Annotated in this window: 27 protein-coding genes and 2 pseudogenes; 7 read left to right on the top strand and 22 right to left on the bottom strand. The window is 68.8% G+C overall.

Features of this window, described 5'->3' with window-relative positions; translation table 11 throughout:
• Nucleotides 1-89: 89 nt before the first annotated feature.
• The 5 genes from ACFJGU_RS12255 to ACFJGU_RS12235 are packed head-to-tail and all read left to right on the top strand — an operon-like array spanning nucleotide 90 to nucleotide 4,799.
• Nucleotides 90-1,388 (top strand): branched-chain amino acid ABC transporter permease, encoded by a 1,299-nt coding sequence (locus ACFJGU_RS12255; protein WP_382310348.1) that lies wholly within the window; start codon nucleotides 90-92, stop codon nucleotides 1,386-1,388.
• A 12-nt stretch (nucleotides 1,389-1,400) separates the two neighbouring features.
• Nucleotides 1,401-2,378: a branched-chain amino acid ABC transporter permease gene (locus ACFJGU_RS12250; protein ID WP_382303794.1), complete on the top strand. Its 978-nt coding sequence runs from the start codon at nucleotides 1,401-1,403 to the stop codon at nucleotides 2,376-2,378.
• Nucleotides 2,371-3,354 (top strand): ABC transporter ATP-binding protein, encoded by a 984-nt coding sequence (locus ACFJGU_RS12245; protein WP_382303793.1) that lies wholly within the window; start codon nucleotides 2,371-2,373, stop codon nucleotides 3,352-3,354. Before ACFJGU_RS12250 ends, ACFJGU_RS12245 begins: the two co-directional genes overlap by 8 nt.
• The gene (locus tag ACFJGU_RS12240) at nucleotides 3,351-4,175 is read left to right on the top strand and encodes an ABC transporter ATP-binding protein (RefSeq protein ID WP_382303792.1); all 825 of its coding nucleotides are present in this window, start codon (nucleotides 3,351-3,353) and stop codon (nucleotides 4,173-4,175) included. Before ACFJGU_RS12245 ends, ACFJGU_RS12240 begins: the two co-directional genes overlap by 4 nt.
• Before the next feature lie 45 nt (nucleotides 4,176-4,220).
• The gene (locus tag ACFJGU_RS12235) at nucleotides 4,221-4,799 is read left to right on the top strand and encodes a hypothetical protein (protein ID WP_382303791.1); all 579 of its coding nucleotides are present in this window, start codon (nucleotides 4,221-4,223) and stop codon (nucleotides 4,797-4,799) included.
• A 55-nt stretch (nucleotides 4,800-4,854) separates the two neighbouring features.
• Here the strand turns inward: ACFJGU_RS12235 and ACFJGU_RS12230 are convergent, their stop codons facing one another.
• The 4 genes from ACFJGU_RS12230 to groES all read right to left on the bottom strand — a co-directional run bounded on the left by ACFJGU_RS12230 (nucleotide 4,855) and on the right by groES (nucleotide 8,552).
• Complete coding sequence (locus tag ACFJGU_RS12230; protein WP_382303790.1) at nucleotides 4,855-6,213, bottom strand: ABC transporter substrate-binding protein; 1,359 nt, start codon at nucleotides 6,211-6,213, stop codon at nucleotides 4,855-4,857.
• Nucleotides 6,214-6,366: 153 nt separating this feature from the next.
• Nucleotides 6,367-7,176 (bottom strand): ABC transporter substrate-binding protein, encoded by an 810-nt coding sequence (locus ACFJGU_RS12225; RefSeq protein WP_382303789.1) that lies wholly within the window; start codon nucleotides 7,174-7,176, stop codon nucleotides 6,367-6,369.
• A gap of 7 nt (nucleotides 7,177-7,183) precedes the next feature.
• Nucleotides 7,184-8,146: an EamA family transporter RarD gene (gene rarD, locus ACFJGU_RS12220; RefSeq protein WP_382303788.1), complete on the bottom strand. Its 963-nt coding sequence runs from the start codon at nucleotides 8,144-8,146 to the stop codon at nucleotides 7,184-7,186.
• Between the two features lie 109 nt (nucleotides 8,147-8,255).
• Nucleotides 8,256-8,552 (bottom strand): co-chaperone GroES, encoded by a 297-nt coding sequence (gene groES / locus ACFJGU_RS12215; RefSeq protein ID WP_066041091.1) that lies wholly within the window; start codon nucleotides 8,550-8,552, stop codon nucleotides 8,256-8,258.
• 141 nt (nucleotides 8,553-8,693) lie between these two features.
• On the opposite strand from groES, the gene ACFJGU_RS12210 reads away from it, so the two are divergent.
• Nucleotides 8,694-9,899 carry a methyltransferase domain-containing protein gene (locus tag ACFJGU_RS12210; protein WP_382303787.1) on the top strand — a complete coding sequence of 402 codons (1,206 nt, stop codon included), beginning with the start codon at nucleotides 8,694-8,696 and terminating at the stop codon, nucleotides 9,897-9,899.
• Nucleotides 9,900-9,933: 34 nt separating this feature from the next.
• On the opposite strand, the gene ACFJGU_RS12205 is transcribed toward ACFJGU_RS12210, so the two are convergent.
• The 10 genes from ACFJGU_RS12205 to glmS form a co-directional block, all read right to left on the bottom strand.
• Nucleotides 9,934-10,590: a DUF4190 domain-containing protein gene (locus ACFJGU_RS12205; protein ID WP_382303786.1), complete on the bottom strand. Its 657-nt coding sequence runs from the start codon at nucleotides 10,588-10,590 to the stop codon at nucleotides 9,934-9,936.
• Between the two features lie 13 nt (nucleotides 10,591-10,603).
• Nucleotides 10,604-10,882 carry a DUF4190 domain-containing protein gene (locus ACFJGU_RS12200; protein ID WP_382303785.1) on the bottom strand — a complete coding sequence of 93 codons (279 nt, stop codon included), beginning with the start codon at nucleotides 10,880-10,882 and terminating at the stop codon, nucleotides 10,604-10,606.
• 113 nt (nucleotides 10,883-10,995) lie between these two features.
• Complete coding sequence (tsaD, locus tag ACFJGU_RS12195) at nucleotides 10,996-12,045, bottom strand: tRNA (adenosine(37)-N6)-threonylcarbamoyltransferase complex transferase subunit TsaD (RefSeq protein WP_382303784.1); 1,050 nt, start codon at nucleotides 12,043-12,045, stop codon at nucleotides 10,996-10,998.
• Nucleotides 12,042-12,572 (bottom strand): ribosomal protein S18-alanine N-acetyltransferase, encoded by a 531-nt coding sequence (gene rimI / locus ACFJGU_RS12190; RefSeq protein ID WP_382303783.1) that lies wholly within the window; start codon nucleotides 12,570-12,572, stop codon nucleotides 12,042-12,044. The genes tsaD and rimI overlap by 4 nt, the downstream gene beginning before the upstream one ends.
• A complete protein-coding gene (gene tsaB, locus ACFJGU_RS12185) occupies nucleotides 12,569-13,180 on the bottom strand; it encodes a tRNA (adenosine(37)-N6)-threonylcarbamoyltransferase complex dimerization subunit type 1 TsaB (RefSeq protein WP_382303782.1) in 612 nt (203 codons plus the stop codon). The genes rimI and tsaB overlap by 4 nt, the downstream gene beginning before the upstream one ends.
• A 46-nt stretch (nucleotides 13,181-13,226) precedes the next feature.
• Nucleotides 13,227-13,772 (bottom strand): tRNA (adenosine(37)-N6)-threonylcarbamoyltransferase complex ATPase subunit type 1 TsaE, encoded by a 546-nt coding sequence (gene tsaE, locus ACFJGU_RS12180; RefSeq protein WP_382303781.1) that lies wholly within the window; start codon nucleotides 13,770-13,772, stop codon nucleotides 13,227-13,229.
• On the bottom strand, nucleotides 13,769-14,977 hold the full coding sequence (gene alr, locus ACFJGU_RS12175; RefSeq protein WP_382303780.1) for an alanine racemase: 1,209 nt from the start codon (nucleotides 14,975-14,977) through the stop codon (nucleotides 13,769-13,771). Before alr (ACFJGU_RS12175) ends, tsaE begins: the two co-directional genes overlap by 4 nt.
• On the bottom strand, nucleotides 14,974-16,146 hold the full coding sequence (gene alr / locus ACFJGU_RS12170; RefSeq protein WP_382303779.1) for an alanine racemase: 1,173 nt from the start codon (nucleotides 16,144-16,146) through the stop codon (nucleotides 14,974-14,976). Before alr (ACFJGU_RS12170) ends, alr (ACFJGU_RS12175) begins: the two co-directional genes overlap by 4 nt.
• The gene (locus ACFJGU_RS12165; protein WP_382303778.1) at nucleotides 16,146-16,505 is read right to left on the bottom strand and encodes a holo-ACP synthase; all 360 of its coding nucleotides are present in this window, start codon (nucleotides 16,503-16,505) and stop codon (nucleotides 16,146-16,148) included. The genes alr (ACFJGU_RS12170) and ACFJGU_RS12165 overlap by 1 nt, the downstream gene beginning before the upstream one ends.
• A 5-nt stretch (nucleotides 16,506-16,510) precedes the next feature.
• Nucleotides 16,511-18,358 (bottom strand): glutamine--fructose-6-phosphate transaminase (isomerizing), encoded by a 1,848-nt coding sequence (gene glmS, locus ACFJGU_RS12160; protein ID WP_382303777.1) that lies wholly within the window; start codon nucleotides 18,356-18,358, stop codon nucleotides 16,511-16,513.
• Nucleotides 18,359-18,447: 89 nt separating this feature from the next.
• Between glmS and coaA the strand changes: the two are divergent.
• Nucleotides 18,448-19,399, top strand: a pseudogene (gene coaA / locus ACFJGU_RS12155) (type I pantothenate kinase).
• Here the strand turns inward: coaA and glmM are convergent.
• The 8 genes and pseudogenes from glmM to rpsM all read right to left on the bottom strand — a co-directional run bounded on the left by glmM (nucleotide 19,396) and on the right by rpsM (nucleotide 25,466).
• Nucleotides 19,396-20,760, bottom strand: coding sequence for a phosphoglucosamine mutase (gene glmM / locus ACFJGU_RS12150; RefSeq protein WP_382303776.1), 1,365 nt, complete (start codon nucleotides 20,758-20,760; stop codon nucleotides 19,396-19,398). The pseudogene coaA and the gene glmM overlap by 4 nt on opposite strands.
• Before the next feature lie 26 nt (nucleotides 20,761-20,786).
• A complete protein-coding gene (gene rpsI, locus ACFJGU_RS12145) occupies nucleotides 20,787-21,272 on the bottom strand; it encodes a 30S ribosomal protein S9 (RefSeq protein WP_092547898.1) in 486 nt (161 codons plus the stop codon).
• 43 nt (nucleotides 21,273-21,315) lie between these two features.
• Complete coding sequence (gene rplM / locus ACFJGU_RS12140) at nucleotides 21,316-21,762, bottom strand: 50S ribosomal protein L13 (RefSeq protein ID WP_092547900.1); 447 nt, start codon at nucleotides 21,760-21,762, stop codon at nucleotides 21,316-21,318.
• A gap of 166 nt (nucleotides 21,763-21,928) precedes the next feature.
• On the bottom strand, nucleotides 21,929-22,813 hold the full coding sequence (locus ACFJGU_RS12135; RefSeq protein WP_382303775.1) for a tRNA pseudouridine synthase A: 885 nt from the start codon (nucleotides 22,811-22,813) through the stop codon (nucleotides 21,929-21,931).
• Between the two features lie 71 nt (nucleotides 22,814-22,884).
• Complete coding sequence (rplQ, locus tag ACFJGU_RS12130) at nucleotides 22,885-23,481, bottom strand: 50S ribosomal protein L17 (protein WP_382303774.1); 597 nt, start codon at nucleotides 23,479-23,481, stop codon at nucleotides 22,885-22,887.
• A 60-nt stretch (nucleotides 23,482-23,541) separates the two neighbouring features.
• Nucleotides 23,542-24,532, bottom strand: a pseudogene (locus ACFJGU_RS12125) (DNA-directed RNA polymerase subunit alpha).
• A gap of 123 nt (nucleotides 24,533-24,655) precedes the next feature.
• A complete protein-coding gene (rpsK, locus tag ACFJGU_RS12120; RefSeq protein WP_022896808.1) occupies nucleotides 24,656-25,054 on the bottom strand; it encodes a 30S ribosomal protein S11 in 399 nt (132 codons plus the stop codon).
• Between the two features lie 34 nt (nucleotides 25,055-25,088).
• Nucleotides 25,089-25,466: a 30S ribosomal protein S13 gene (gene rpsM / locus ACFJGU_RS12115; protein ID WP_382303773.1), complete on the bottom strand. Its 378-nt coding sequence runs from the start codon at nucleotides 25,464-25,466 to the stop codon at nucleotides 25,089-25,091.
• Nucleotides 25,467-25,574 lie beyond the last annotated feature (108 nt).

Genomic DNA, 25,574 nt, shown 5'->3' with positions numbered 1-25,574 from the left:
ACCGCCGCTGCACCCGGCGATCTCCTTCCAGGAGGTGCTGTCTTTTGATCGCAGGTATCCGTCTCGGACGCGGTGTCCGGTTGACCACGATGATCGTCGCAGCGCTCGCGCTGTGTCTCGGCATCGTGCTCGGCTCGGCATCGTTCTCCGCGAACGCCACCGAGACGCCGGCGCCCACGCCGACGCCGACGGCCCCCGGTGATTTCACCAACACGTATTCGATCGGCGGCATCCTGCGGGATGGCGACACGCTCGTCGAGGGCGCGGAGATCACCGTGGAGGGCGACGGCTTCTCCGAGACGGCGACCACCGACGACACAGGCCGCTGGTCGGTCGTCGTGCCGGGCAAGGGCGACTACACCGTCACCCTCGACCCCGACACGCTGCCCGAAGGCGTCAGCCTCCGCGACCCCGACCGGAGTTCGGCGGAGGTCTCCTCCACGGAGTGGCAGACCAACACGATCACCCGCTCGTTCCCGCTCGGCGTCGACACCCGACAGACCACGGGCTTCTTCGAGCAGTTCCTCCAACGCTTCGCCGCGGGTCTGAACTTCGGCCTCCTCATCGCCCTCGCCGCCATCGGCATCACGCTGATCTTCGGCACCACGGGCCTCAACAACTTCGCGCACGGCGAGATGGTGACCTTCGGTGCCATCGTCGCCTGGATCGTGGCGGTGCTCCTCGGCATCAACATCTTCGTGGCCATGCTGATCGCCCTCGTGCTCGGCGGCGTCTTCGGCTACGTGCAGGACTGGTTGCTCTGGCGGCCCTTGAGGCGGAAAGGGGTGAGGCTCGTCCAGGCGATGATCGTCAGCATCGGCCTCGCCATCGCCCTCCGCTACCTCTACCTCTTCTACATCGGCGGCGAGACCAAGACCATGAGCGTCGGGCTCTCGGATGCCGTCGTGCTCGGCCCGGTGCGCATCACCACCGGATCGATCCTCAGCATGATCATCTCGGTCGTGGTCCTGGTGCTGGTCGGCCTGTTCCTCACCCGCACCCGCATCGGCAAGGCGACCCGGGCGGTGTCCGACAACCCGTCGCTCGCCGCCGCATCCGGAATCGACGTCGACCGGATCATCCGCATCGTCTGGGTGCTCGCCGGCGCGCTGGCCGCTCTGGCCGGCGTGATGCTGGCGCTGTACCGCCAGGTGTCGTGGGACATGGGCTTCCAAGTCCTGCTCCTGATGTTCGCCGCGGTCACCCTCGGCGGTCTCGGATCGGCCTACGGCGCGCTCGTCGGCTCGCTCGTGGTGGGCCTGTTCGTGGAGCTCTCGACGCTCTTCATCCCGGCCGACCTGAAGTACGCGGCGGCCCTCGTGGTGCTCATCGTCGTCCTGCTGGTGAGACCGCAGGGCATCCTCGGTCGCAAAGAACGAATCGGTTAAGGGAGGCGACACATGGACTGGGGAAACATCTTCGGCAATGCCGTCGGCGAGATCATCAGCCCGACGACTGCGGCCTATGCGCTCGCGGCCATCGGCCTCGGCATCCACTTCGGCTACACGGGCCTGCTGAACTTCGGTCAGGCGGCCTTCCTCCTGATCGGCGCCTACGCTTTCGCGATCCCGACTCTGGCGGGCGCACCGCTCATCGTCGCCATCCTCTGCGCGATCGCCTGCTCGGTGATCTTCGCGTTCATCCTCGGCATCCCGACGCTGCGGCTGAGGGCCGACTATCTGGCCATCGTGACGATCGCGGCGGCCGAGGTCGTGCGCTACATCGTCACGACGACGGGGCTCACCGACTTCACGGGCGCCGCCAACGGCCTCTCCGGCTTCAAGGGGACCTTCGCCGCGATCAACCCGATCCCCGAGGGGCGTTACGGCTTCGGCCCCTTCACCTACAACGAGTACGACTGGTGGGTGCGGATCGTCGGCTGGTCGCTCGTGGTGCTCGCCAGCCTCCTGGTGTGGCTGCTCATGCGCAGCCCCTGGGGCCGCGTGGTAAAGGGCATCCGTGAAGACGAGGATGCCGTGCGTTCGCTCGGCAAGAACGTCTACTCCTACAAGATGCAGGCCCTCATCCTCGGCGGTGGTCTCGGCTCGATCGCCGGCATCGTCTTCATCCTCCCGAGGGCGGTGCAGCCGGCGAACTACACCACCGGTCTCACCTTCTTCATCTGGACGATCATGCTCCTCGGCGGTGCGGCCACCATCTTCGGCCCCATCGTGGGATCGATGATCTTCTGGGTCGTGCTCTCGCTCACCCAGGGTGTCCTCTACGGCGCCATCGAATCGGGCGCCCTGAGCTTCATCTCCACCACCCAGGCGGGACAGATCCGCTTCATCCTCGTGGGTGTCGCCCTGATGCTCCTCGTCATCTTCAGACCGCAAGGTATTTTCGGAAACAAGAAGGAGCTGTCCTTCAGTGTCTAATTCAGAATCCGCCGTCGTCTCCAGCCACCCGCTCGTCAAAGGCGAAGTGGGACCCGGATGCGCGAAGGTCGACCCGATCGTCGTCGCCGACCACGTGACCCGCCAGTTCGGCGGCCTCAAAGCCGTCGACGTCGACCACCTCGAGATCCCGCGCGGCCAGATCACGGCCCTGATCGGCCCGAACGGCGCCGGCAAGACCACGATGTTCAACCTGCTCACCGGCTTCGACAAGCCGAACACCGGCACCTGGGAGTTCGACGGCAAGTCGCTCGCGGGCGTGCCCGCCTTCAAGGTGGCGCGCGCCGGGATGGTGCGCACCTTCCAGCTGACCAAGTCGCTCGGTCGCCTCTCGGTGTTGCAGAACATGCTGCTGGGCGCCACGGGTCAGAAGGGCGAGAAGCTCATCGCCTCGCTCTTCAAGCCGATCTGGCGCAAGCAGGAAGAGGAGAACACGGCGCGGGCCGACGACCTGCTCGCCCGCTTCAAGCTCGACGCGAAGCGGGAGGACTACGCGGCGTCGCTCTCCGGCGGGCAGCGGAAGCTCCTCGAGATGGCGCGCGCCCTGATGTCCAAGCCCGAGCTGATCATGCTCGACGAGCCGATGGCCGGGGTGAACCCCGCTCTCACGCAGTCGCTGCTCGGGCACATCAAGAACCTGAAGTCCGACGGCACGACCGTGCTCTTCGTCGAACACGACATGCACATGGTCACGCACATCTCCGACTGGGTGGTCGTGATGGCCGAAGGTCGCGTCGTGGCCGAGGGACCGCCGGAGTCCGTCATGAAGGATCCCGCCGTGATCGACGCCTACCTCGGTGCGCACCACGACGAAGACCTGGGCGACCTGATGGAGGACGGCCCGAACCCGGTGCTGGAGGCGGAGCGGAAAGCCCGCGAGGCGCATCCGGAGGTCGACGAGAGCCCGGGCTGGATCGAGAACCCGACCCCGCCGGCAGCGGAGGAGAAGCAGGCATGAGCGACGTCGATCCCAACGAGAAGAACCTCGAGACCAACACGCTCGCCGAGGAACCCGCGCGCGCCCACACGCTGGCGCCCACCGACCGCGGCGAGGCGGTGCTGCGCACCGACAACCTCGTCGGCGGCTACCTGCCGGGCGTGAACATCCTGAACGGCTGCACCATCGAGGCGTTCCCGGGTGAGTTGATCGGCATCATCGGCCCGAACGGCGCGGGCAAGTCGACCGTGCTCAAGGCGATCTTCGGCCAGATCAAGATCCGCAGCGGACGCGTGATCCTGAAGGGCGAGGACATCACGGGTCTCCGGGCGAACAAGCTCGTGACCAAGGGCGTCGGCATGGTGCCGCAGAACAACAACGTCTTCCCGAGCCTCACGATCGAGGAGAACCTCGAGATGGGCCTGTTCCAGAAGCCGTCGATCTTCGCGGAGCGCTTCGATTTCGTGACGACCCTCTTCCCGGAGCTCGGCAAGCGACGCAAGCAGCGCGCGGGCTCGCTCTCCGGCGGTGAGCGGCAGATGGTCGCGATGGGTCGCGCGTTGATGATGGAGCCCTCGGTGCTGCTGCTCGACGAGCCGTCGGCGGGCCTGTCCCCCGTGCGCCAGGACGAGACCTTCATGCGCGTGCACCAGATCAACCGTGCGGGCGTCTCCGTCATCATGGTGGAGCAGAACGCCCGGCGCTGCCTGCAGATCTGCGACCGCGCCTACGTGCTCGATCAGGGGCGCGACGCCTACACCGGCACCGGTCGAGAGCTCATGAAAGACCCGAAGGTGATCGAGCTCTACCTCGGTACGCTCGCCGCTGACCAGGGTCACTAGAACCCCGCACCACTCAAGAGAGCATTCAGTGAGATAATCTCACTCATGCTCTCCGCTGTTCTCGACCTCGAGCCCCTGTCCGCGCGCCCGTCGCCGAGCGAACTGCGCGCCTACCGGCGTGGCCGGGGCCGCGTGACCGGCCCACCGGTGCGTGTTCGGCCCTGTCTCGGCGGTGTGAGCTACACCGCGCTCATGGCGGCCTCCGGGAGCGCCACGGCCCTCCTGGCGTTCTGGGGGGCGAATCCGCGCGCCGTGCTGCTCGGCTCCCTGCTGGCCGCAGGATCGGCCGTGGGGGCCGTTCTGTGCGCCCGAGCGACCAGCATCCGCACCTGCCTCCGCGAATACCGACTCGCGGCCATGGCGGCCCGCAACGGTTTGGTCTACGAACGCGGGGCGACGACCCCGAGCGTCCCCGGACTGCAGTACTCCGACGGTGCCGGCCGGCCGCTGCGTCGGTTCTGCGGCGAGGTGGCGGGGGTGCCGGTCGAGGCGGGCAACTTCCGCCATGCGTCCGGTGTTGTGTCGGGCTACGTCATCGTCGGGACGCGGTTCGAGATCGTGGCGCCGTTCGACTTCGCAGAACCCGGGGAATGGTATCGAGCCTTGCGGGTCCTGGGCCGCTGAACGCCGAAAGGCCCGGCACCTCCGAAGAGGGCCGGGCCTTCCTGGTCGGGGAGGACTACTCCGCGAGCGAACCGAACTCGACGTTCAGCGGCGCGTAGGTGTTGTCCTTGCCGTACTGGTAGATACCGATGTAGGCCTCGGTCGGGTCACCGTTCTCATCGAAGGTGATCGGACCGGAGATACCGTCGTAGTCGATGTCCGTTCCCGAAGCCAGCAGGTCGGCGCACTCCGCGAACGAGGTGCACTTCGTGCCGCCCTCGGAGACCGCCTGCATGTTCTTCTGGATGGTCGGACCATCGGTCGCGCCACCGGCGACGGCCGCGAGGGCCATCAGGTTGACCGCGTCGTAGGACTCGGCCCCGTAGCTGAAGTCGTTCAGATCCGGGTTGATGCCCAGCATCTTCGCCTTGAACGCGTCATCGGCGAGAACACCGGGGAGGGTGCCCTTGGCGCAGTTCAGCGTTCCGGGATCGAAGTCCTCGGCGTAGTTGGACAGGTTGCCGTCGACGAAGTAGACCTTGCTGCCGTCGAAGCCCTTGGTGCCCACGAGCTCGGGGATGATGACCTTGGTCTGGTCGAAGGCGATCAGCGCGATGGCGTCGGGGTCCTCGGCCAGAACGGCGTCGATCTGCGAGCTGAACTGGCTGTCACCCTCGTTGAAGGCCTCGGAGGCCACGACGGTTCCGCCGGCGTTCTCGATCGCGGTGGAGACGTTCTCCTCCAGGCCCGAGCCGTAGGCGTCGTTGAGGTAGATGATGCCGACGTTGGTCGCGCCGTCACCCACCATCAGGTTGCCGAGCACGCGGCCCTGCAGCACGTCGGACGGCGCCGTGCGGAAGTAGTAGCCACCGTCGGCGTACGTCGTGAAGTCGGGCGAGGTGTTCGCCGGCGAGACCTGGACGACCTGAGCACCGGTGACCTGGTCGATGAAGGTGAACGAGACACCCGACGACGCGGCGCCGACGATGCCCGAGACACCCTGGCTGAGCAGGTCGGTGGCCGACTGGGTCGCGATGTCGGTGGTGGTGTCACCGGAGTCGCGGTGGATGACCTCGACGTTGCCGCCGAGAACACCCGGCGCGGACGCGTTGATCTCCGCGACGGCGAGGTCGACACCCGCGATCTCGGGCGGGCCGAGGAACGCGAGGCTACCGGTGGTCGGCAGGATGGAGCCGATCTTCAGCTTGGTGTCGCGGCTCTGGACGGCTTCCGGCGTGGCCGGAGTGATGTCGGCTGCGGCGGTGGCCGCATCCGGCCCGCACAGTGCGGCTGCTGCAGTGGTCTCTCCGCCGTCGGTGGAAGGAGTCGACGCGCAGGAAGCCAGCAGCAGAGCCGTGGCACTGAACGCGGCGACGCCCGCAACGATCGACAGGGGCTTCGAGCGCGAGGCCTTGGCCTTCGCAAATACGCTCATGGTGCTCCTTTTGTGAATGTGTGCAGTTCTCGGCGAATTCGAAGAAAAAGCCGTGGATTCACGCTATTCGGCATTCGGCCCCGGAACAATACGTTCGTGTTACAGCCCTGTAACACCGCCGAATCGTTACCTGGCGGTGACATGAGCGCGCTCTCAGCGGCGGAGGCCGATCAGACGCAACGCGCCCGCGCTCGTCGCACCCGCATCCGTCGTCAGTTGACCGGTGACACCGGTGTAGCGGATGCCGCCCGGCGCCTTGAGGGAGGCCAGGCATTCCCCGTAGCTGGAGCAGGCGGCGGCCCCGCTCGTCACGGCCGGCAAGAACTCGGCGATGGAGGAACGTCCGTCGTCCCCCGCGAGCTGCGCGGCGAGGGCGATCAGCACGGTGGCGTCATAGCTCTCGGCGCCGAATCGGGTGTCGGCCAGGGTGGGATCGGAGGAGCGCAGCCGCGCCGCGAAGCCCTCGTCGATCGACACCGGGTCGGCCACCGCCGAGATCGCGGGGATTCCGGCGGTCGCGGCTGCGGCATCCACCGCGTCGAACACGTCGGCGGTGCTCGGCCCGACGATCGCATCGACGCCGCGCCCGGCGAAGACCGTCACGGCGTCGCTCGCGCGCGTGCTGCCGCCGTCTCCGGCGTCGCCGTGCAGCACGACGATCGAGGACCGGTGCATCCCGCCGGCCTCGTCGATGTCGCGCGCGGCGAGCTCGATGCCGGCGAGTTCCGCAGCACCGAGCGCCGCGTTCGCGCCGGAGAGCGGAATCAGGGCGCCGATGGTGAGGATGCCGTCTCCCGTGGGGATGGGCTGGGCCATCGATGCCACCGGGCTCGGCGGCGAGGACGGATCCGCCGGGGCCGACCCGAAGCATCCTGCCAGCGCCATCGGCACGACCGCGCAGACGAGGGTCAGGGTGGCGATGCGGGCGACCCTGCCGCGGGCTCGGCGGTGGCTGTGAGTCATGCTCGCATCAGCTTATCGCCGCGCTCTCGGGTCGATCTCCCCCGGCACGCGAGCCGCGAGCGGAGCGCACCATGTCGGCCACCAGGATGCCCAGCGCGAGCCAGACGATGCCGAAGCCGAACCAGCGCTCCGGCGGCATCGGCTCGTGGAGCACGAAGACGCCGATCGCGAATTGGAGGATGGGAGCGATGAACTGGGTGAAGCCCACGTACACCAGGGGCAGCCGGCGGGTCGCCGAGGCGAAGAAGAGCAAGGGGATCGCCGTGGCCGCTCCGGAGGCCAGCATGATCAGGGTGTGCCAGATGCTCACCGTGCCGAAGACGAGGCCGCTGAGCTGCCCGACCACGATCAGCTGCACGATGGCCACCGGCGTGAGCCAGAGCGTCTCCAGTGTGAGCCCGCTCACCGCGTCGATTCGCGGACCCACGTGCTTCTTCACCAGCCCGTAGGCACCGAAGGAGCCGGCGAGGATCAACGCGATCCACGGCAGACTGCCGTAGCCGACGGCCAGCACCGCGACGGCGACCGCGCTCACCGCGATCGCGACCCACTGCATCCGTCGCAGCCGCTCGCGCAGCACGATCACGCCGAGCAGCACCGTGACGATGGGGTTGATGAAGTAGCCCAACGAGGTCTCGACCACCTGATCGGTCAGGGTACCGAGGATGTAGGTCTGCCAGTTGACGTAGATCAGCGCACCGGCGAGCCCCATCAGCAGCAGGAGCTTCGGCTGACGCGCGATGGCGAGGAACGGCTTCCAGGCGCGCGTGGCGGTGAGGAGCACGGCGCAGAACACCAGGGAGAACAGGATGCGCCACGCCACGATCTCGAATGCGCCGGCCGGGCGCATGAGGAGGAAGTAGAGCGGGAAGATGCCCCAGAGCACGTAGGCGCCGACGGCGTAGAGCAGGCCGCTGCGGAAGCGCTCGGACGCCGTGCCCGCGATGGTGAGGTTCGAGGGCGGTGTCACCGCGACACTCTACTCTTCAGTGGGTTCGAGGCCCGGCCAGGTGCCGCCCCGGGAACGCGAAGAACCCGGGCGGCCGAAGCCACCCGGGTTCTTTCGACGTGACGCCCGACTAGCGGACGACGACTGCGAGCACGTCGCGAGCCGAGAGCACGAGGAAGTCCTCGCCCGCGTACTTGACCTCGGTTCCGCCGTACTTGGAGTAGATGACCTTGTCGCCGACTGCGACGTCGAGCGGAACGCGGTTGCCGTTGTCGTCGATGCGGCCGGGGCCGACGGCGACGACTTCGCCCTCCTGGGGCTTCTCCTTGGCGGTGTCAGGGATGACGAGACCGGAAGCAGTGGTCTGCTCAGCTTCGACCTGCTTGATGACGATGCGATCCTCGAGCGGCTTGATGGAGACCGACACGGTTGACCTCTTCTTTCTCAGTTACAAAACGTCTGGGTTAGCACCCTCACACCGAGAGTGCTAATCCGAGTTTAGAGGCTGTGCTGGCACTCGCGCAACGTGAGTGCTAGGACGAGGGGACCCGTGCGTTAGCGTTGCGGGATGGATTCTGCTGAGTTGTCGGTGCTGCTCACCGCCGAAGGATTGCGGCTGCTCGACTCGTTGCCGCTGTACTCGGCGGGAGACTCCGTGAAGCAGGTCAGCGCGCTGCGGAAGGCCGGGCACCCGCCCGAGCTCGTGGCGGCGGTGCTGACGCAGTCCCGGCTGAGGGAGAAGGCGCGCGCGAAATTCGGCGCGTTCGCCGACCGGCTGCTGTACACGCCCGCGGGCCTCGAGCAGGCGACCCGGCTGAAGGTGGCCGCGCTGCACGCCGGTCGCTTCCGCGACGCCGGACTCGGCACGGCCGGCGGCGGTCGGATCGCCGACCTCGGCTGCGGCATCGGCGCCGACGCGCTCGCCCTCGCCGCCCTCGATCTCTCCGTGGTCGCGGTGGACCGCGACGAGGTCACCGCCGCCATCGCCACCTATAACCTCGCCGGATTCCCCTCGGCCGAAGTCGTGCTGGCCGACGCGGAGACCTTCCCACTCGACGGGATCGACGCGGTCTACCTCGATCCCGCCCGGCGAACCGGCGGCACCAAGAACACCAGCCGCCTCACCCGCCCCGAGGACTACTCCCCCTCGGTCGACTTCGCGTTCGGGCTGGCCGAACGCCTGCCCACCGGCGTCAAGCTCGGTCCGGGCTTCGACCGCTCCCTCATCCCGACCGCCGCTGAGGCGCAGTGGGTCTCCGTCGACGGGCAGGTGGTGGAGATGGGGCTCTGGTTCGGCGCACTGGCGCGGCCGGGCATCCGACGCGCCGCGCTCGTGGTCGACGACACCGGCGCCAATGAATTGACCGCCGAGTCCGACAGCCCGGATGTGTCGACCCGCGCCCTCGGCGAGTACCTCTACGAGCCTGACGGCGCCGTCATCCGGGCCCGGCTCATCGGCGCCCTCGCGGAACGGATCGGTGCGGGCATGCTCTCGCGCGACATCGCCTACCTCACGGGCGATGACCTCGTCGCCACGCCGTTCGCCTCGGCTTTCCGCGTGCGCGAACGGCTGCCGGCCGGCGAGGCCCAGTTGAAGAAGGCCCTCCGCGAACGGCGCATCGGCATGCTCGAGATCAAGAAGCGCGGCATCGACGTCGACCCGGCCACGCTGCGCACGCGCTTGGCGCTGAAAGGGCCGGAGGCCGCCACCCTCATCCTGACCCGGATCGGCGGGGCGCACGAGGCGCTGCTGGTCGATCGGGTCGCCGGATGACGCTGACGGCCTCCTGCGCGGACGCGCCTGCTTCCTAGTAGTTCGAGTAGACGGCGCTGCTGCCGGCGGCCAGCGCGAGGATCGAGAAGACGATCACGCCGATGAGCCACAGCACGGCCAGGCCGGTGAACACGTAGGAGATGATCAGCCCGGCCTTCGCCAGGCCGCGGCCCGACTCCCCCGTGCGGTCGATCTGCTTCAGGGCGATGTGCCCCGTGACGATCCCGGCGACCGAGAAGACGAACGCAAGGATGATCGTGACGATCGCCAAGGTGTTCATCGGCGGCGTGGCCGGAGCCTGGTAGCCGTAGTAGGGCTGCTGGGCCGGAGGCGGCTGGTAGCCGGGGGGCGGCGCCTGCGCGTACCCGGGAGCGGGCGGCGGGGTCTGGTAGCCGCCGGTCGGGGGCTGCTGGTAGCCGCCGGCCGGAGGCTGCTGATAGCCGCCGACGGGCGGCTGCTGGTAACCGCCCACAGGGGGCTGCTGATAGCCCGGCGCCGGCGGGGCCGGGTAGCCGGGAGCCGGCTGCTGGTAGCCCGGCGCGGGGGGCGGCGTGTAGGCGGGTGCCGCCGGTGGCGCTGCCGGGGCCGGGGGTACGGGCGGAGCCGGTGGCGCCGCGGCGGTCTCGGGCGGGGTCACCGGCGGGACGGCGGGTTCTTCCGGGTCAGGTGTGGGGTTGTTCGTGTCGCTCACGGGGAACGCCCTTCTAGTAAGTGGTGGTGATCGCCCCGGTCGCCGCCGCGGCGACGGCGATGATGATGATGACGACCCAGAAGATGACGCCGATTCCGCCGATGATGATGCCGGCGATGGCCAGGCCTCGACCGGACTCGCCGGTCTTCTTGATCTGGCTCAGAGCGATGAAACCCAGGATCACGGCGATGATGTTGAAGCTGAGGATCGAGGTGACCAGCGAGACGATGGCGAGCACGTTCGTCTTCTGGGCGACGGGTGCCGGGGTGTAGGCGGGCGTGGGTTCGGTCACGATGGGCTCCAATAGTCCTGAGAAAACGATGACGGCCCTATCGTGACAGCACCGCTGAGAAAGTGTCAATGACGCGCGTAACACTCGCGGCCGATGAGGGGCCGACCGGCTGCTCAGCGCACCTGGATCTGCGTGACCGGCAGCGTCGAGTCGGCGCCGAAGCCGAGCTCGGACGGCGCGTGACCGGCCTCGATCAACTGGGCTCCGAGCGCGGCGATCATCGCACCGTTGTCGGTGCACAACGACAGCGGCGGGATGCGCAGGGTCACACCCTGCGCCGCGGCTCGCTCGGCCGCCGCCTCGCGCACCCGCGCGTTCGCCACCACTCCTCCACCCAGGAGCAGGCGTGGGATGCCGTGATCGGCGCAGGCGCGGAACGCCTTGGTGAGCAGCACGTCGACCACCGCCTCACGGAAGCTCGCCGCGACATCCGCCACGGGGATCTCCTCCCCCGCATCTCCGGCGCGCTCCACCCAGCGGGCCACGGCGGTCTTGAGGCCCGAGAACGAGAAGTCGTAGCGGTGCTTCTCGAGATCCTTCGCCTGCATCAATCCGCGGGGGAAGCGGATGGCGGTGGGGTCGCCCCCGACGGCCGCCCGGTCGATCTGCGGGCCGCCCGGGTAAGGCAATCCCAGCACGCGCGCCACCTTGTCGAAGGCCTCGCCGGCCGCGTCGTCGATGGTCTCGCCGAGGAGCTCGACGTCGTCGACCAGGTCGCGCACGAGCAGCAGCGAGGTGTGGCCGCCCGACACCAGCAGGGCGATCGTCGGGTACTCGAGCGACTCGGCCGCCAGAACGTCCGCGCCGACATGGCCCACCAAGTGATTGACCGCGTAGAGCGGTTTGCCGGTGGCCACGGCGAGCGCCTTCGCAGCTCCCACCCCCACCATCAGGGCGCCGGCCAACCCGGGCCCGCTGGTGACGGCGATCGCGTCCACGTCGTCGAGACCGATGCCCGCTTCGGCGAGCGCCGCCGACAGAGTCGGGTTCATCGCCTCGAGGTGGGCGCGGGCCGCCACCTCGGGCACCACGCCGCCGTAGCGCGCGTGCTCGTCCATCGACGAAGCGATCACGTTGGCCAGGAGCGTCGAACCGCGAACGATGCCGACCCCTGTCTCGTCGCAGGAGGTCTCGATGCCGAGCACCACGGGGCCGCCGGTCATGACGCGTTCCCTTCCCGGGCGCCGTCTGACCCCGCGTCGCCGGCGGCCAGAGCCGGCCCGCGGGCGGGCAGGTCGGCCCGCATCACGATCGCGTCGACGCCGTCGGGCTGGTAGTAGGCGGGCCGCACGGCGATGTCGGCGAATCCGAGAGACACATAGAGGCCGTGCGCCACCGGGTTGTCGGCGCGCACCTCGAGGAAGACGGCCTTCGCCCGCCGCGTGGCGGCTTCGGCGAGCAGACGCGCCATCAGCTGCCGCCCGAGCCCCCGCCCGCGCGACCGCTCCGAGACGGCGATGGTCTGGATGTCGGCATCCGTCGACCCCACGGGGCACAGCAGTCCGGCGTAGCCCTCGACCATGTCGGTTCCCGCCTCCGCGTCGATGCCGACGAGGTAGTAGCAGTGCCGGTTCGCCAGCTCGCTCCGCATCGACTCGCGCGACCAGGCGTCGTTCTCGAACGAGGCCTCCTCCAACGCCATGATGGCGTCGAGATCGGCGACGCCCGCCCGTCTCAACTGCCAGCTCACGGGGTCACCCGCTTCCGGGGACCGGGCATCGTGACATCCGGCGATCGCAGGTAGAGCGGCTCGCTGTACTCCTCCGCCATGCCGCTCTGGCGGTGCAGCAGGGCCACTCGGGCCAGCGCACCGGCACTGATCTGCGTGGCGTCGATGCGCTCGAATTCGGGATACGGCACCTCGTCGGGCTTGCAGAGCGCCGGACCGTCCGAACGCACCGGGGCGTCGTCGTCGAGGTCGTAGCTCGACCAGTAGACCTCGCGGCGGCGGGCATCCGTCACCACCAGGAGCGGCCCGCGGGCGCCGGCCGACCACTCCTCGAGCGCGACGGCGTCGTGGCTCACCACCGACACCACCGGACGATCGATGCCCCAGGCGAAGGCCCGCGCGGCGGCGATACCGACGCGGAGGCCGGTGAAAGGACCCGGACCCATGCCCGCGACGACGGTGTGGATGCGGGATGCCGGCACCCCCGCGTCGTCGAGCACCCCCGCGATCATCTCCCCGATCACCTCGGCGTGACGCATGGTGTCTTCGGTGGAGCGCTCCGCGAGCACCATGTCGCCGTCGGCCACGGCGACCGAGGTGCCGGCGGAGGTATCGATGGCGAGGAACACAGAACGAGCCTAACGCGACCCCGCACCACCCCTGTCGCGCCCGGGGTCAGGTCCAGCGGGGGCCGGAGCCGCGGAGGCGCACCGTGCGGGGTTCGACGGGGGCGTCCGTGAACTCGTCCTCGGCGGCAGCGTCCGCGTCGGTCTCGACCGCCGCGCCCGGGTCACTCGTTCCGGCTCCGTGCGGTCGATCGATGTCGATGGCGAGGTAGGAGTCGGTCAGCACCTCGATCAGTCCGGCACCCCACTCCACGACGACGACCGAGTGGGCGAAGTCGATGTCGAGGTCGTCGAGCTCGAGAGCGCTGCCCAGCCGGTAGGCGTCGACGTGCACGAGCGCCGGTCCGCCGGAGAGCGACGGATGCGTGCGTGCCAGCACGAACGTCGGGCTCGTCACCGGCCCGCGCACGTCGAGCCCCTCGCCGAGCCCGCGGGTGAAGGTCGTCTTGCCGGCGCCCAGGTCGCCGGAGAGCAGCACGACGTCGCCCGCGTGCAGCAAGCCCGCGATGCGACGACCGAACTCGTGCATCTCCTCGGGGGTGGAGATCTCGAGCAGATCGCCGATCTCGGCGAGCCGCTCCCGCGCGTCGGTCACGGCGCCGACTCCGTCGCCGGCGTCCCGCCAGAAGTCTCAGCGCCGCTCTCCCCTGTGCCCGCGGCATCCGCCACCTCTGCGGGATCTCCCGCCCCGAGGTAGACCCGCTCGACGCGCGCTCCCACCCGGGCCACGATCTCGTCGCCGATCGTCTCGGCGTACCCGGCCCAGTCCTCGGCGGTGGGCTCGCCCCGGTCGCCCTCGCCGAACACGATCACCTCGTCGCCGGGGGCCACCGCGTCGTCGCCGACGTCGACCACGAACTGGTCCATGGCGATGCGTCCGGCGATCGGATAGCGGCGACCGTTGATCCAGACCTGGCCCCGGCCCGTCGCGATGCGGGGGATGCCGTCGGCGTAGCCGAGCGGCACGAGCGCGAGCGTCGACTCCGCACTCGTCCGGTAGACCAGTCCGTAGGAGATTCCGTGGCCGGCCGGCACGCGTTTCGTCGAGACGACGGGGGCGCGGAGGGTCATCACCGGCCGGAGACCGAGGTCGCGGCCCGAGGCGTCGTCGAAGGGCGAGATGCCGTAGGCCGCGATGCCGAAACGCACGAGTCCGAGCCGGGCCTCGGGCATCCGGATGCCCGCCGAACTCGCGGCCAGGTGCAGAAGCTCGAACCGGGCGCCGAGGCCTTCGGCCACCGCGACGGCGCGACGCAGCTTGGCGAGCGCCACCGCGTCGTCCTCGGGTGAGGCGTCGGCGAGATGCGACCACGCGGCGTGCAGCCGCACCACTCCGCGGCGATCGTAGTCGAGCGCGGCGGCGACGAGGCCGGGCCAGTCCTCTTCGGTCGCACCGTTGCGGCTGAGTCCGGTGTCGATCTTGAGGTGCACCCGCGGGGCGCGCGAGGCTCCGGCCGCGGCGATGGCGTCGAGTTGCCAGACCGCGGAGATGCCCAGGTCGATGTCGGCCTCGGCCGCTGGGCCGAAGAGCGCGTCGGGGTCGTGCATCCAGGCGAAGATCGGCTCCGTGATGCCGGCGTCGCGCAGCACGAGGGCGGCGGGGATGTCGAGCACCGCGAGCGACGTCGCCCCCGATTCGAGCGCCGCACGTGCCAGCGGCACCATGCCGTGCCCGTAGGCGTCGGCCTTGACGGCGAGCATCGTCTCAGCCGGCTGCGCCAGCGCCGACAGGGTGCGCACATTGTGCCGGAAGGCGTCGAGGTCGATCACGGCCTCCCGCCGCGGTGTCGCCCCGCTCATACCGGCACCCTCTCCCCGCGCTCGGCGATCGCCGAGTATTCACGCTTCACTCGGGCGCCGAGGCGCGTCACCACCTCGTAGTTGATGGTGCCGGCGGCAGCCGCCCACGCGTCGGCGCTCGGGAATCCGTCCGCCGGGTCGCCGAAGAGCACCACCCGGTCGCCGACCTGAGCAGCGTGCTCGCCGAGGTCGACGACGAACTGGTCCATCGCCACGCGTCCGACGATCGGATGCTCCGTACCGCCCACCCAGACGCTCCCCCGGTTCGAGACGTGGCGGGGGATGCCGTCGGCGTAACCGAGCGGCACGAGGCCGAGCCAGGTGTCGGCCTCTGGCCGGTAGGTGTAGCCGTAGGAGACGCCGGTGCCGGCGGGCACGCGCTTGACCGCGATCAGACGGGTCTCGACACGCATCGCCGGACGGAGTCCGAGGGTCGCCGAGTCCACGCTCTCGAACGGGGAGAGCCCGTACAAGCCGATGCCCAGGCGCACCAGGTCGAGCCGGGTGGCCGGCAGCCGCAGGGCTCCGGCCGTCGAGGCGAGGTGGCGGACACCCGGATCGAGGCCGAGACTGCGGGCGATCCCGGTCGCCTCGTCGAAGGCGTCGAGTTGCTCGAGGTCGTCGTCATCGCTCGCGTTCGACAGGTGGCTGAACAGGCCTTCGACACGGATGCGCCGGTTCCCCACCGCGTCGCGGGCGGCTTGGAAGACGGGCTCCCACTCGGCGCGACCGAGCCCATTGCGACCGAGCCCGGTGTCGACCTTCAAGTGCACCCGAGCCGGAGCATGGATGCTTCCGGCATCGGCAGCCCGTTGGAGCTGCAGGCGCGTGCTGACACCGATGGCCACGTCGTGCTCGACGGCCTCGGTGAAGGAGGGATCGTGTCCGTGCAGCCAGGCCAGCACCGGGGCGCCGATGCCGGCGGCGCGGAGCGCGAGGGCCTCGGAGACATCGGCGACTCCGATCCAGGTGGCTCCTCCGTCGAGCGCGGCGCGGGCCGCCGGCACCGCTCCGTGTCCGTAGCCGTCGGCCTTCACCACGGCCATCACGGCGGCAGGGGCGACGAGCGAGCTCACACGGGAGACATTGGCCGCGATCGCCTCGGTGTCGATGATTGCGCGGCGGAGGGCCGGCGCGGGCGCCGTGGCCGGAACGGAAACCTGGACCATCAGACGTCCCCTGCCTCGGCGACCACGAACGCCACAGCCGTGCCGCCGTCGTGGGTCATGCTGAGGTGCAGTCGTGTGGCACCGATCTCGGCGAGCGCCTGCGCGACTCCGCCCGAGACCTGGAACTCCGGATTGCGATGCTCGTTCGACACGACCTCCATGTCGTGCCAGCGGAACTCGGTGGAATGCCCGACGGCCTTGATCAGAGCCTCCTTCGCGGCGAACCGGGCCGCGAGCGAGCGCACCGGCAGCATCCGTTCGCTCGGAGCGAACAGCCGATCGAGCAACCGCGGCGTCTTCTCGAGGGAGCGCTCGAATCGCGCGACGTCGACGAGGTCGACTCCGACTCCGACGATCACGGCGGCTACTCGACCGTGACGGACTTCGCCAGGTTCCGCGGTTGGTCGACGTCGAGGCCCTTGGCGGTGGCGAGTTCCATCGCGAATAGCTGCAACGGGATCACGGTCAGCAGCGGCTCGAACAGCGGCGCGGCGAGCGGGATGCGGATCACCTCGTCGGCGAACGGCAGCACGGCCACGTCGCCCTCCTCGGCGATGGCGAGGATGCGGGCGCCGCGCGCGCGGATCTCCTGGATGTTCGACACCACCTTGGCGTGGAGCGAGTTGGGATCCCGCGGCGAGGGCACCACGACGAACACGGGCTGGCCCGGCTCGATCAGGGCGATCGGCCCGTGCTTCAGCTCGCCGGCCGCGAAGCCCTCGGCATGGATGTACGCCAGTTCCTTGAGCTTCAGAGCACCCTCGAGGGCGATCGGGTACCCGACGTGGCGGCCGAGGAAGAGCACGGCGCGGGTGTCGGACATCCACTTGGCCAGCTGGGTGATCTCGGGGGCGTTCTTCAGCACCTGCTCGATCTTCTTCGGGATCGCCTGCAGCTCGGCGATGAGCTTCGCTCCCTGCGCGTGCTCGAGCTCACCGCGCACGCGGGCGAGGTGGAGACCGAAGAGGTAGAGGGCCGTGATCTGCGCCACGAAGGCCTTGGTCGACGCCACCGCGACCTCGGGGCCGGCGTGGGTGTAGACCACGGCGTCCGACTCGCGGGCGATCGTCGCACCCTGGGTGTTGCAGATCGAGAGCGTGCGGGCGCCGTTCGCGATGGCGTACTTGACGGCCATCAGCGTGTCCATCGTCTCGCCCGACTGGCTGATCGACACGACGAGGGTGCGGGGCGTGAGCACCGGCTCGCGGTAGCGGAACTCGTGCGAGAGCTCCACCTCCACGGGGATGCGCGCCCACTTCTCGAGGGCGTACTTGCCGAGGAGACCCGAGTAGCTGGCCGTGCCGCAGGCGATGATGATCACGCGATCGATGCCGCGCAGCACCTCGTCGAGGTCCGCGAGTTCGGGCAGCACGACCTCGCCCTCGTGCACGCGGCCGAGGATGGTGTTCGCCACCGCCTCGGGCTCTTCGCTGATCTCCTTCGCCATGAAGCTCGACCAGCCGCCCTTCTCGGCGGCTGCGGCATCCCACGACACCTCGAACTCGTGCGTGTCGACGGGGGCGCCGTCGAAGTCGGTGACGGTGACCGAGTCGGCGGTGATGACGACGATCTGGTCCTGACCGATCGCCACGGCGCGGTGCGTGTGCTCCACGAAGGCCGCGACGTCCGAGCCGAGGAAGTTCTCGCCCTCGCCCAGCCCGATCACGAGCGGAGAGTTGCGGCGGGCGCCCACGACGACGCCCGGCTCCTCCTGGTGCAGGGCGAGAAGAGTGAAGGCTCCGTCCAGGCGCGACACCACGCGGGCGAGAGCCGCGGCGAGCCCGTCGCCTGCCTCGTATTCGCGGCCGAGCATCTTCGCGGCCACCTCGGTGTCGGTCTCGCTGTCGAAGACGAAGCCGTCTTCGAGCAGCTCCTGCTTGAGGGTGGCGAAGTTCTCGATGATGCCGTTGTGGATCAGCGCGATGCGACCGGAGGCGTCGAGGTGCGGATGCGCGTTGCCGTCGGTCGGTCCGCCGTGCGTCGCCCAGCGGGTGTGCCCGATCCCGGTCCTGCCGTCGGCCATCGGATGCGCGTCGAGGTCGTCGGCGAGAACGGCCAGCTTGCCGGCGCGCTTGCGCGTGGTGAGGCTCCCGTCGTCGCCGATCACGGCAACACCGGCGGAGTCGTAACCGCGGTACTCCAGTCGGCGCAGTCCACCGAGGAGCACCTCGAGACTGCTGTTGTTGCCGACGTAACCCACGATTCCACACATGGGGTCGAGTTTAGCCGAGCGCGACCGGACGACTGCTGACAGCCGCCGAGGCGGGCGCCGCCACGGTCTTCGGGCAGAATAGGAGTCCTATGCCCGATTCCTCCTCCCCCAGTCTCGCGCAGTTCAGCCCGTTCATAGAATTCGACCGGGCGCACTGGGCGGCTCTCGCGCCGACGACTCCGCTGCCGTTGCTCGAGACCGAGATCGTGCAGTTGCGCGGGCTCGGCAACCCCCCTCGACATCCGCGAGGTCACCGAGGTCTACCTGCCCCTCGCGCGACTGCTCAACCTCTACGCCACCAGCGCTCAGCAATTGCACCGGGCGACGTCGGACTTCCTCGGCGAGCGCTCGAAGTCCACCCCGTTCGTGATCGGCGTGGCCGGATCGGTGGCGGTCGGCAAGTCCACCATCGCGCGGCTCCTGCGCGAGCTCCTCGCCCGCTGGGCCGACACGCCGCGGGTCGAGCTCGTCACCACCGATGGCTTCCTGCTGCCCAACCGCGAGCTGGAGCGCCGCGGCATCATGCACCGCAAGGGCTTCCCCGAGTCCTACGACCGGCGCGCGCTGCTGCGCTTCGTGAGCGCCGTGAAGAGCGGCAATCCGGAGGTGCGCGCTCCCTTCTACTCACACCTCAGCTACGACATCGTGCCCGAGGCGCAGGTGGTCGTGCGGCAGCCCGACGTCCTCATCGTCGAAGGGCTCAACGTTCTGCAGCCTCCGGCGGCCAGCAACACGCTCGCCGTGAGCGACCTGTTCGACTTCTCGGTCTACGTGGATGCCCGCACCACCGACATCGCGAACTGGTACGAGAACCGTTTCCTCGATCTGCAGCGCGGTGCCTTCGCGAATCCGAAGTCCTACTTCCACCGCTACTCGAGCCTCAGCGAGGTCGAGGCGCGCGAGACGGCGCGCTCGATCTGGGAGTCGATCAACCTGCCCAACCTGATGTCGAACATCCGTCCCACCCGATCGCGCGCGACCCTGGTGCTGCAGAAGGATGCCGACCACACGGTCAACAAGGTGCTGCTGAGGAAGCTCTAGAGCGACTGCTCCACGCCCGTGGACAGGCGCTGCCGCACCACGTCGGCCAGCGACTCGGCGATGCGGTCGGCCGTGGCCTGGTCGCCCGCCTCGACCATCACGCGTACCAGCGGTTCGGTGCCCGAGGGCCGCAGGAGCACGCGGCCGGTCTCGCCGAGGTCGGCTTCGGCCTCCGCCACCGCGGCCGCCAGCACCTTGTCGGTGTGCACGCCGTCACGGTTGACGCCGCGCACGTTCACCAGGGTCTGCGGGTAGACCTTCATCACGCCCGCGAGCTCGGCGAGGCTCTGCTTGGTGGCCGCCATGCGGCTGAGGAGCTGGAGACCGGTGAGGATGCCGTCTCCCGTGGTGGCGTAGTCGGCGAAGATGATGTGGCCGGACTGTTCGCCGCCGAGGCTGAGCTGCTGCTCGTTGATGGCCTCGAGCACGTAGCGGTCGCCCACCTTCGTCTCGAGCATCCGGATGCCGTGGTGGGCCATCGCCACCTTGAGGCCGAGGTTCGACATCACCGTGGCCACCAGGGTGTCCTCGCGCAACGCGCCGCGCTCGCGTTCGGAGAGGGCGAGGATGGCCATGATCTGGTCGCCGTCGACGATTCTGCCGTTCGCGTCGACCGCCAGGCAGCGGTCGGCGTCGCCGTCGTGGGCGATGCCGACATCCGCTCCGGCCGCCACCACGGCGGCAGCGAGCTTGTCGAGGTGCGTCGAACCCACCCCGTCGTTGATGTTCATGCCGTTCGGATCGTTGCCGATCACCGTGATCCGGGCGCCGGCCTGACTGAACGCCTCGGGCGAGACGCCGGCCGCCGCGCCGTGGGCGCAGTCGAGCACCACGTGGATGCCGTCGAGGCGATGCGGCAGAGTCGTCAGCAGGTGCACGACGTACCGGTCTTCGGCATCCGCGAACCGCTTGATGCGTCCGATGTCGCCGCCGAGCGGCGTGAGCTGCGGATGTTCGAGCGCCGCCTCGATCGAGATCTCGACCTCGTCGGGCAGCTTCTTGCCCTCGCGGGCGAAGAACTTGATCCCGTTGTCGGGCGCCGGATTGTGGGAGGCGGAGATCACCACGCCGAAATCGGCGTCGATGTCCGCGATCAGGAAGGCCGCGGCCGGGGTCGGCAGTACTCCGGCGTCGAGGACGTCGACGCCGGAGCTGGCGAAACCGGCGGCCACAGCGGCCGCGATGAAGTCGCCCGACTGTCGCGGGTCGCGAGCGACCACAGCGACGGGTCGTCGACCCTCACTTCGGGCTTCGGCCCCCAGGACACGAGCACCGGCCTGAGCGATCCGAAGAGCGAGGTCGGCGGTGACGTCCTGGTTCGCGAGCCCCCGCACCCCATCGGTGCCAAACAGGCGAGCCATAGGCTAAGCGTAGAGCCGAAGCGCGCTTAGCGCTTCGAGAACTGCGACGCCTTACGTGCCTTCTTGAGACCGGCCTTCTTGCGCTCGATGACGCGCGAGTCGCGGGAGAGGAAGCCGGCCTTCTTGAGGTTCGGCCGGTTGTTCTCGCGGTCGATCTCGTTCAGGGCACGCGCGATGGCGAGGCGGAGGGCGCCGGCCTGACCCGAGGGGCCACCACCGGTGATCTTCGCGACGACGTCGTAGGAGCCGATGAGGTCGAGCACCTTGAAGGGGTCGGTGATCAGCTGCTGGTGCAGCTTGTTGGGGAAGTAGTCGGCGAACTCACGGCCGTTGACCGTGAGGGTGCCGCCGCCGGGAACGAGGCGCACGCGGGCGATGGCCTGCTTGCGACGGCCCACGGCCGCGCCCGACACGTTGAGAACGGCACGGGGGGCGCGGGGCGCCTCGTCGGCCGGGGTTTCGGTGGAGTAGCTCTCGGGAGCCACGTCAATCTGATCTGCGATCTTCGCCACGGTAGTTGTGTGTCCTTTGTCTGAGTCTGCTGAACGAGGGACGCTACTGGGCGACCTGGTCGAGGATGTACGGGGTGGGCTGCTGAGCAGCGTGCGGGTGCTCGGGGCCTGCGTAGACCTTCAGCTTGCGGAACTGGTCGCGGCCGAGCGAGGTCTTCGGCAGCATCCCGCGGATCGCCTTCTCGACGGCGCGCTCCGGGCTCTTGGCGAGGAGCTCCGCGTAGGTTACCGAGCTGAGTCCGCCCGGGTAGCCCGAGTGGCGGTAGGCCTTCTTCTGCGCGAGCTTGGCGCCGGTGAGGGCGACCTTGTCGGCGTTGACGATGATGACGAAGTCACCCATGTCCATGTGCGGGGTGAAGGTGGCCTTGTTCTTGCCACGCAGGATGGTCGCGGCGTGGCTGGCCAGGCGGCCGAGCACGATGTCGGTCGCATCGATGATGACCCAGCCGCGCGAGACTTCGCTGGCCTTCGGGGTGTAGGTACGCGTCACAGTAGTGCTGCTTTCTTGTTCGAGGTGAGGAGTTCGTGAATCCCACTCCGGTGGGTGTTCCCGATCAGAACGACGGGGAACACAGCCGATGGAGGGCTCAACTTCGGGCGGCGAGCGATGAGGCGCGCACACCAAAGATCAAGAATAGGCGATACCACCCCACCGGTCAAATGAGCTCGCGACGCGCGCGGGTCTGCTCCGCCCGGGCGCGCAGTTCCTCGGCCGGTGGATACCCGACCTCGGTGAGCACCAGCCCCTTGGCGGGCATCACCAGGAAGGCGCCGGTGCGCATCCCGTCGTCGCGCAGACGCACGAGCTCGGGCCCGCTCAGGCTGCCGTCACCCACCGCCACCGTGCCGCCCACGAGCGAGCGCACCATGCTGTGGCAGAACGCGTCGGCCTGGAGGGATGCCACGAGCACGCCGTCGGCGCCGCGCTCCCACGAGAAGGCCTGCAGGGTGCGGATCGTGGTCGACCCCTCTCGCGGTTTGCAGAACGTCGCGTAGTCGTGCAGTCCGAGCAGGGCGCGGGCGGCGGCATCCATCGCGTCGACGTCGAGAGAAGTCGGTAGCCGCACGGTCGTGCGTCTGAGGTGCGGGTCTCGCGGTGACGCCATGTCGCTCACCCGGTAGACATAGCGCCGCCAGACGGCGGAGAAGCGGGCGTCGAAGCCCTCGGGGGCCAGCGTCGAGCCGAGCACCAGCACGTCGGAGTCGGCTCCCAGGATGCCGTTCATCCGCTGCCCGAGCAGCCGCGCGAGAGCCTCGGGCTCCATGGTGCGGGCGTCGTCACCGCGCCGGCGGAGGCTGCGCAACTGCGCGTCGGTGAGATCGAGATGGGCGACCTGTCCGGAGGCGTGCACACCGGCATCCGTCCGCCCGGCCACCCACAGCTGCGGGTTGGGCGGGTACCGCCGGAACAGCGTGGCGAGCACCTCCTCGAGCGTGCCCTGGACGGTGCGAAGCCCGGGCTGCCGCGCCCACCCCGAGAAGTCGGTGCCGTCGTAGGCGAGGTCGAGACGGATGCGCCACAGTCCGGTCTCGAGTTCCACGGCTGTCATTCTACGACGAAGGCCCCGCCACCCTTGCGGGTGCGGGGCCTTCGTGCGGCGGTGACGGATGCCTACTTGGCGTCCTTCTCCTCGGCCTCGGTGGCCGGAGCCTCGTCGGCGTCGGCGTCGGCAGCAGCCTCGGCCTCGGGAGCCTCAGCGGTCTCCTCAGCAGCAGCCTCGGTCGACTCCTCGGCGGCGGTCTCCTCGGCAGGCGTCTCCTCGACGACCTCGTCCTCGGCCGGTGCGGCGGCGGCAGCGGGCGCCTCAGCCTTGGTCGACGACTTCGGGGCGGCCTTCTTCTTGGCCACGACGGGCTCGAGCACGAGCTCGATCTGCACCATGGGAGCGTTGTCGCCCTTGCGGAAGCCGAGCTTCGTGATGCGGGTGTAGCCGCCCTCGCGCTCCGCCATGAGCGGGGCGATCTCGGTGAAGAGCTCGTGCACGACGTTCTTGTCACCGATCACGGCGAGCACGCGACGACGGGCGTGCAGGTCTCCGCGCTTGGCGAAGGTGATGAGACGCTCGGTCAGCGGACGCATCCGCTTGGCCTTGGTCTCGGTCGTCTTGATGCTCTTGTGGGTGAACAGGGCGGCAGCCAGGTTCGCGAGGAGCAGGCGCTCGTGCGCCGGTCCGCCGCCGAGACGGGGTCCCTTGGTTGGCTTGGGCATTTCTTATCTCCAGATGTGAGTCAGTTGGTCGGGTTGGACGATGCGGACGACAGGAACGTCTTAGACGTTCTCGTCGTCGTAGCCGCCGTAGAAGTGAGCGCCGTCGAACCCGGGAACGGTGTCCTTCAGCGAGAGGCCGAGCTCGACGAGCTTGTCCTTCACCTCATCGACCGACTTCTGTCCGAAGTTGCGGATGTTCATGAGCTGCGTCTCCGACAGGGCCACGAGCTCGGACACCGTGTTGATGCCCTCGCGCTTGAGGCAGTTGTAGGAACGCACCGAGAGGTCGAGGTCCTCGATCGGAACCGACAGCTCCGACGAGAGAACGGCGTCGACCGGCGCGGGGCCGATCTCGATGCCCTCGGCGGCGGAGTTGAGCTCGCGGGCGAGACCGAACAGCTCGGTGAGGGTGCGACCGGCGGAGGCGATGGCGTCGCGCGGCGTGATGGCCGGCTTCGTCTCGACATCCACGACCAGACGGTCGAAGTCGGTGCGCTCACCGGCACGGGTCGCCTCGACGCGGTAGGTGACCTTCAGCACGGGCGAGTAGATCGAGTCGATCGGGATCTGACCGGCCTCGGAGAACTCGCTGCGGTTCTGGGTCGCCGACACGTAGCCACGGCCGCGCTCGATGATCAGCTCGAGCTCGAACTTCGCCTTGTCGTTGAGCGTGGCGATGACGAGCTCGGGGTTGTGGATCTCCACACCGGCCGGAGCCGAGATGTCGGCCGCAGTGACCTCACCCGACGCGTGCTTGCGCAGGTAGGCGGTGATCGGCTCGTCGTGCTCGCTGGAGACGACGAGACCCTTGATGTTCAGGATGATCTCGGTGACGTCTTCCTTCACACCGGGGATGGTGCTGAACTCATGCAGCACGCCGTCGAGACGGATGCTCGTGACAGCAGCACCGGGGGATCGAGGAGAGGAGCGTGCGGCGGAGCGAGTTTCCGAGGGTGTATCCGAAGCCGGGCTCGAGCGGCTCGATGACGAACCGCGAACGGAACTCCGAGATGTTCTCTTCGGTGAGAGTTGGGCGCTGTGCAATGAGCACTGTGATTCCTTTCGGCTGAGTGTCCGCTATATGACACTCACGTGACGAGGTATTGAGTTGTGGAAAGAACCCCGAAGGCGGGACGCGGGTTGCGCATCCCGCCGACGGGTCAGTACTGGAAGGTCACACGCGACGACGCTTGGGCGGGCGGCATCCGTTGTGCGCCTGCGGGGTCACGTCGTTGATCGAACCGACCTCGAGGCCGGCGGCCTGGAGGGAGCGGATCGCGGTCTCGCGGCCGGAGCCGGGGCCCTTGACGAAGACGTCGACCTTCTTCATGCCGTGCTCCTGAGCCTGGCGGGCAGCCGACTCGGCAGCGAGCTGCGCGGCGAACGGGGTCGACTTGCGCGAGCCCTTGAAGCCGACGCCACCCGAGGAGGCCCAGCTGATGACGGCACCGGTCGTGTCGGTGATCGACACGATGGTGTTGTTGAAGGTCGACTTGATGTGGGCCTGGCCCACGGCGACGTTCTTCTTCTCTTTCTTGCGCGGCTTGCGGACGGCCGACTTGGGGGTTGCCATTTATATCTCCTGGAATCCTGGTCAGTCGGCGCGCTTAGCGGCCGGCCTTCTTCTTGCCGGCGACGGTGCGCTTCGGGCCCTTGCGGGTGCGAGCGTTGGTCTTGGTGCGCTGTCCGCGCACGGGGAGGCCCTTGCGGTGACGGACGCCTTCGTAGGAACCGATCTCGACCTTGCGGCGGATGTCGGCGGCGACCTCGCGGCGGAGGTCACCCTCTACCTTGTAGTTGCCCTCGATGTAGTCGCGGAGAGCGACGAGCTGCTCGTCGCTCAGATCCTTGACGCGGATGTCTCCGCTGATCTCGGTGTCGGCGAGGGTCTTGAGCGCGCGCGTGCGGCCGACCCCGTAGATGTACGTGAGGGCAACTTCCACGCGCTTGTCGCGGGGAATGTCAACTCCTGCTAGACGTGCCATTGTGGCTATCTCCTGTTGATGAGTGGAGGTCTGTGACAGTGAATGTGCTCCGGCCTCCGACCGAAGGTGTCCACCGCCCGGCTCTCACCGGGCGGCTTCTGACACTGC

The sequence above is a fragment of the Herbiconiux sp. UC225_62 genome (assembly GCF_042694625.1).
Lineage (GTDB): Bacteria > Actinomycetota > Actinomycetes > Actinomycetales > Microbacteriaceae > Herbiconiux.
The sequence above is the reverse complement of the archived record's forward strand: the minus strand, read 5'-3'. Positions and strand labels throughout refer to the sequence as shown.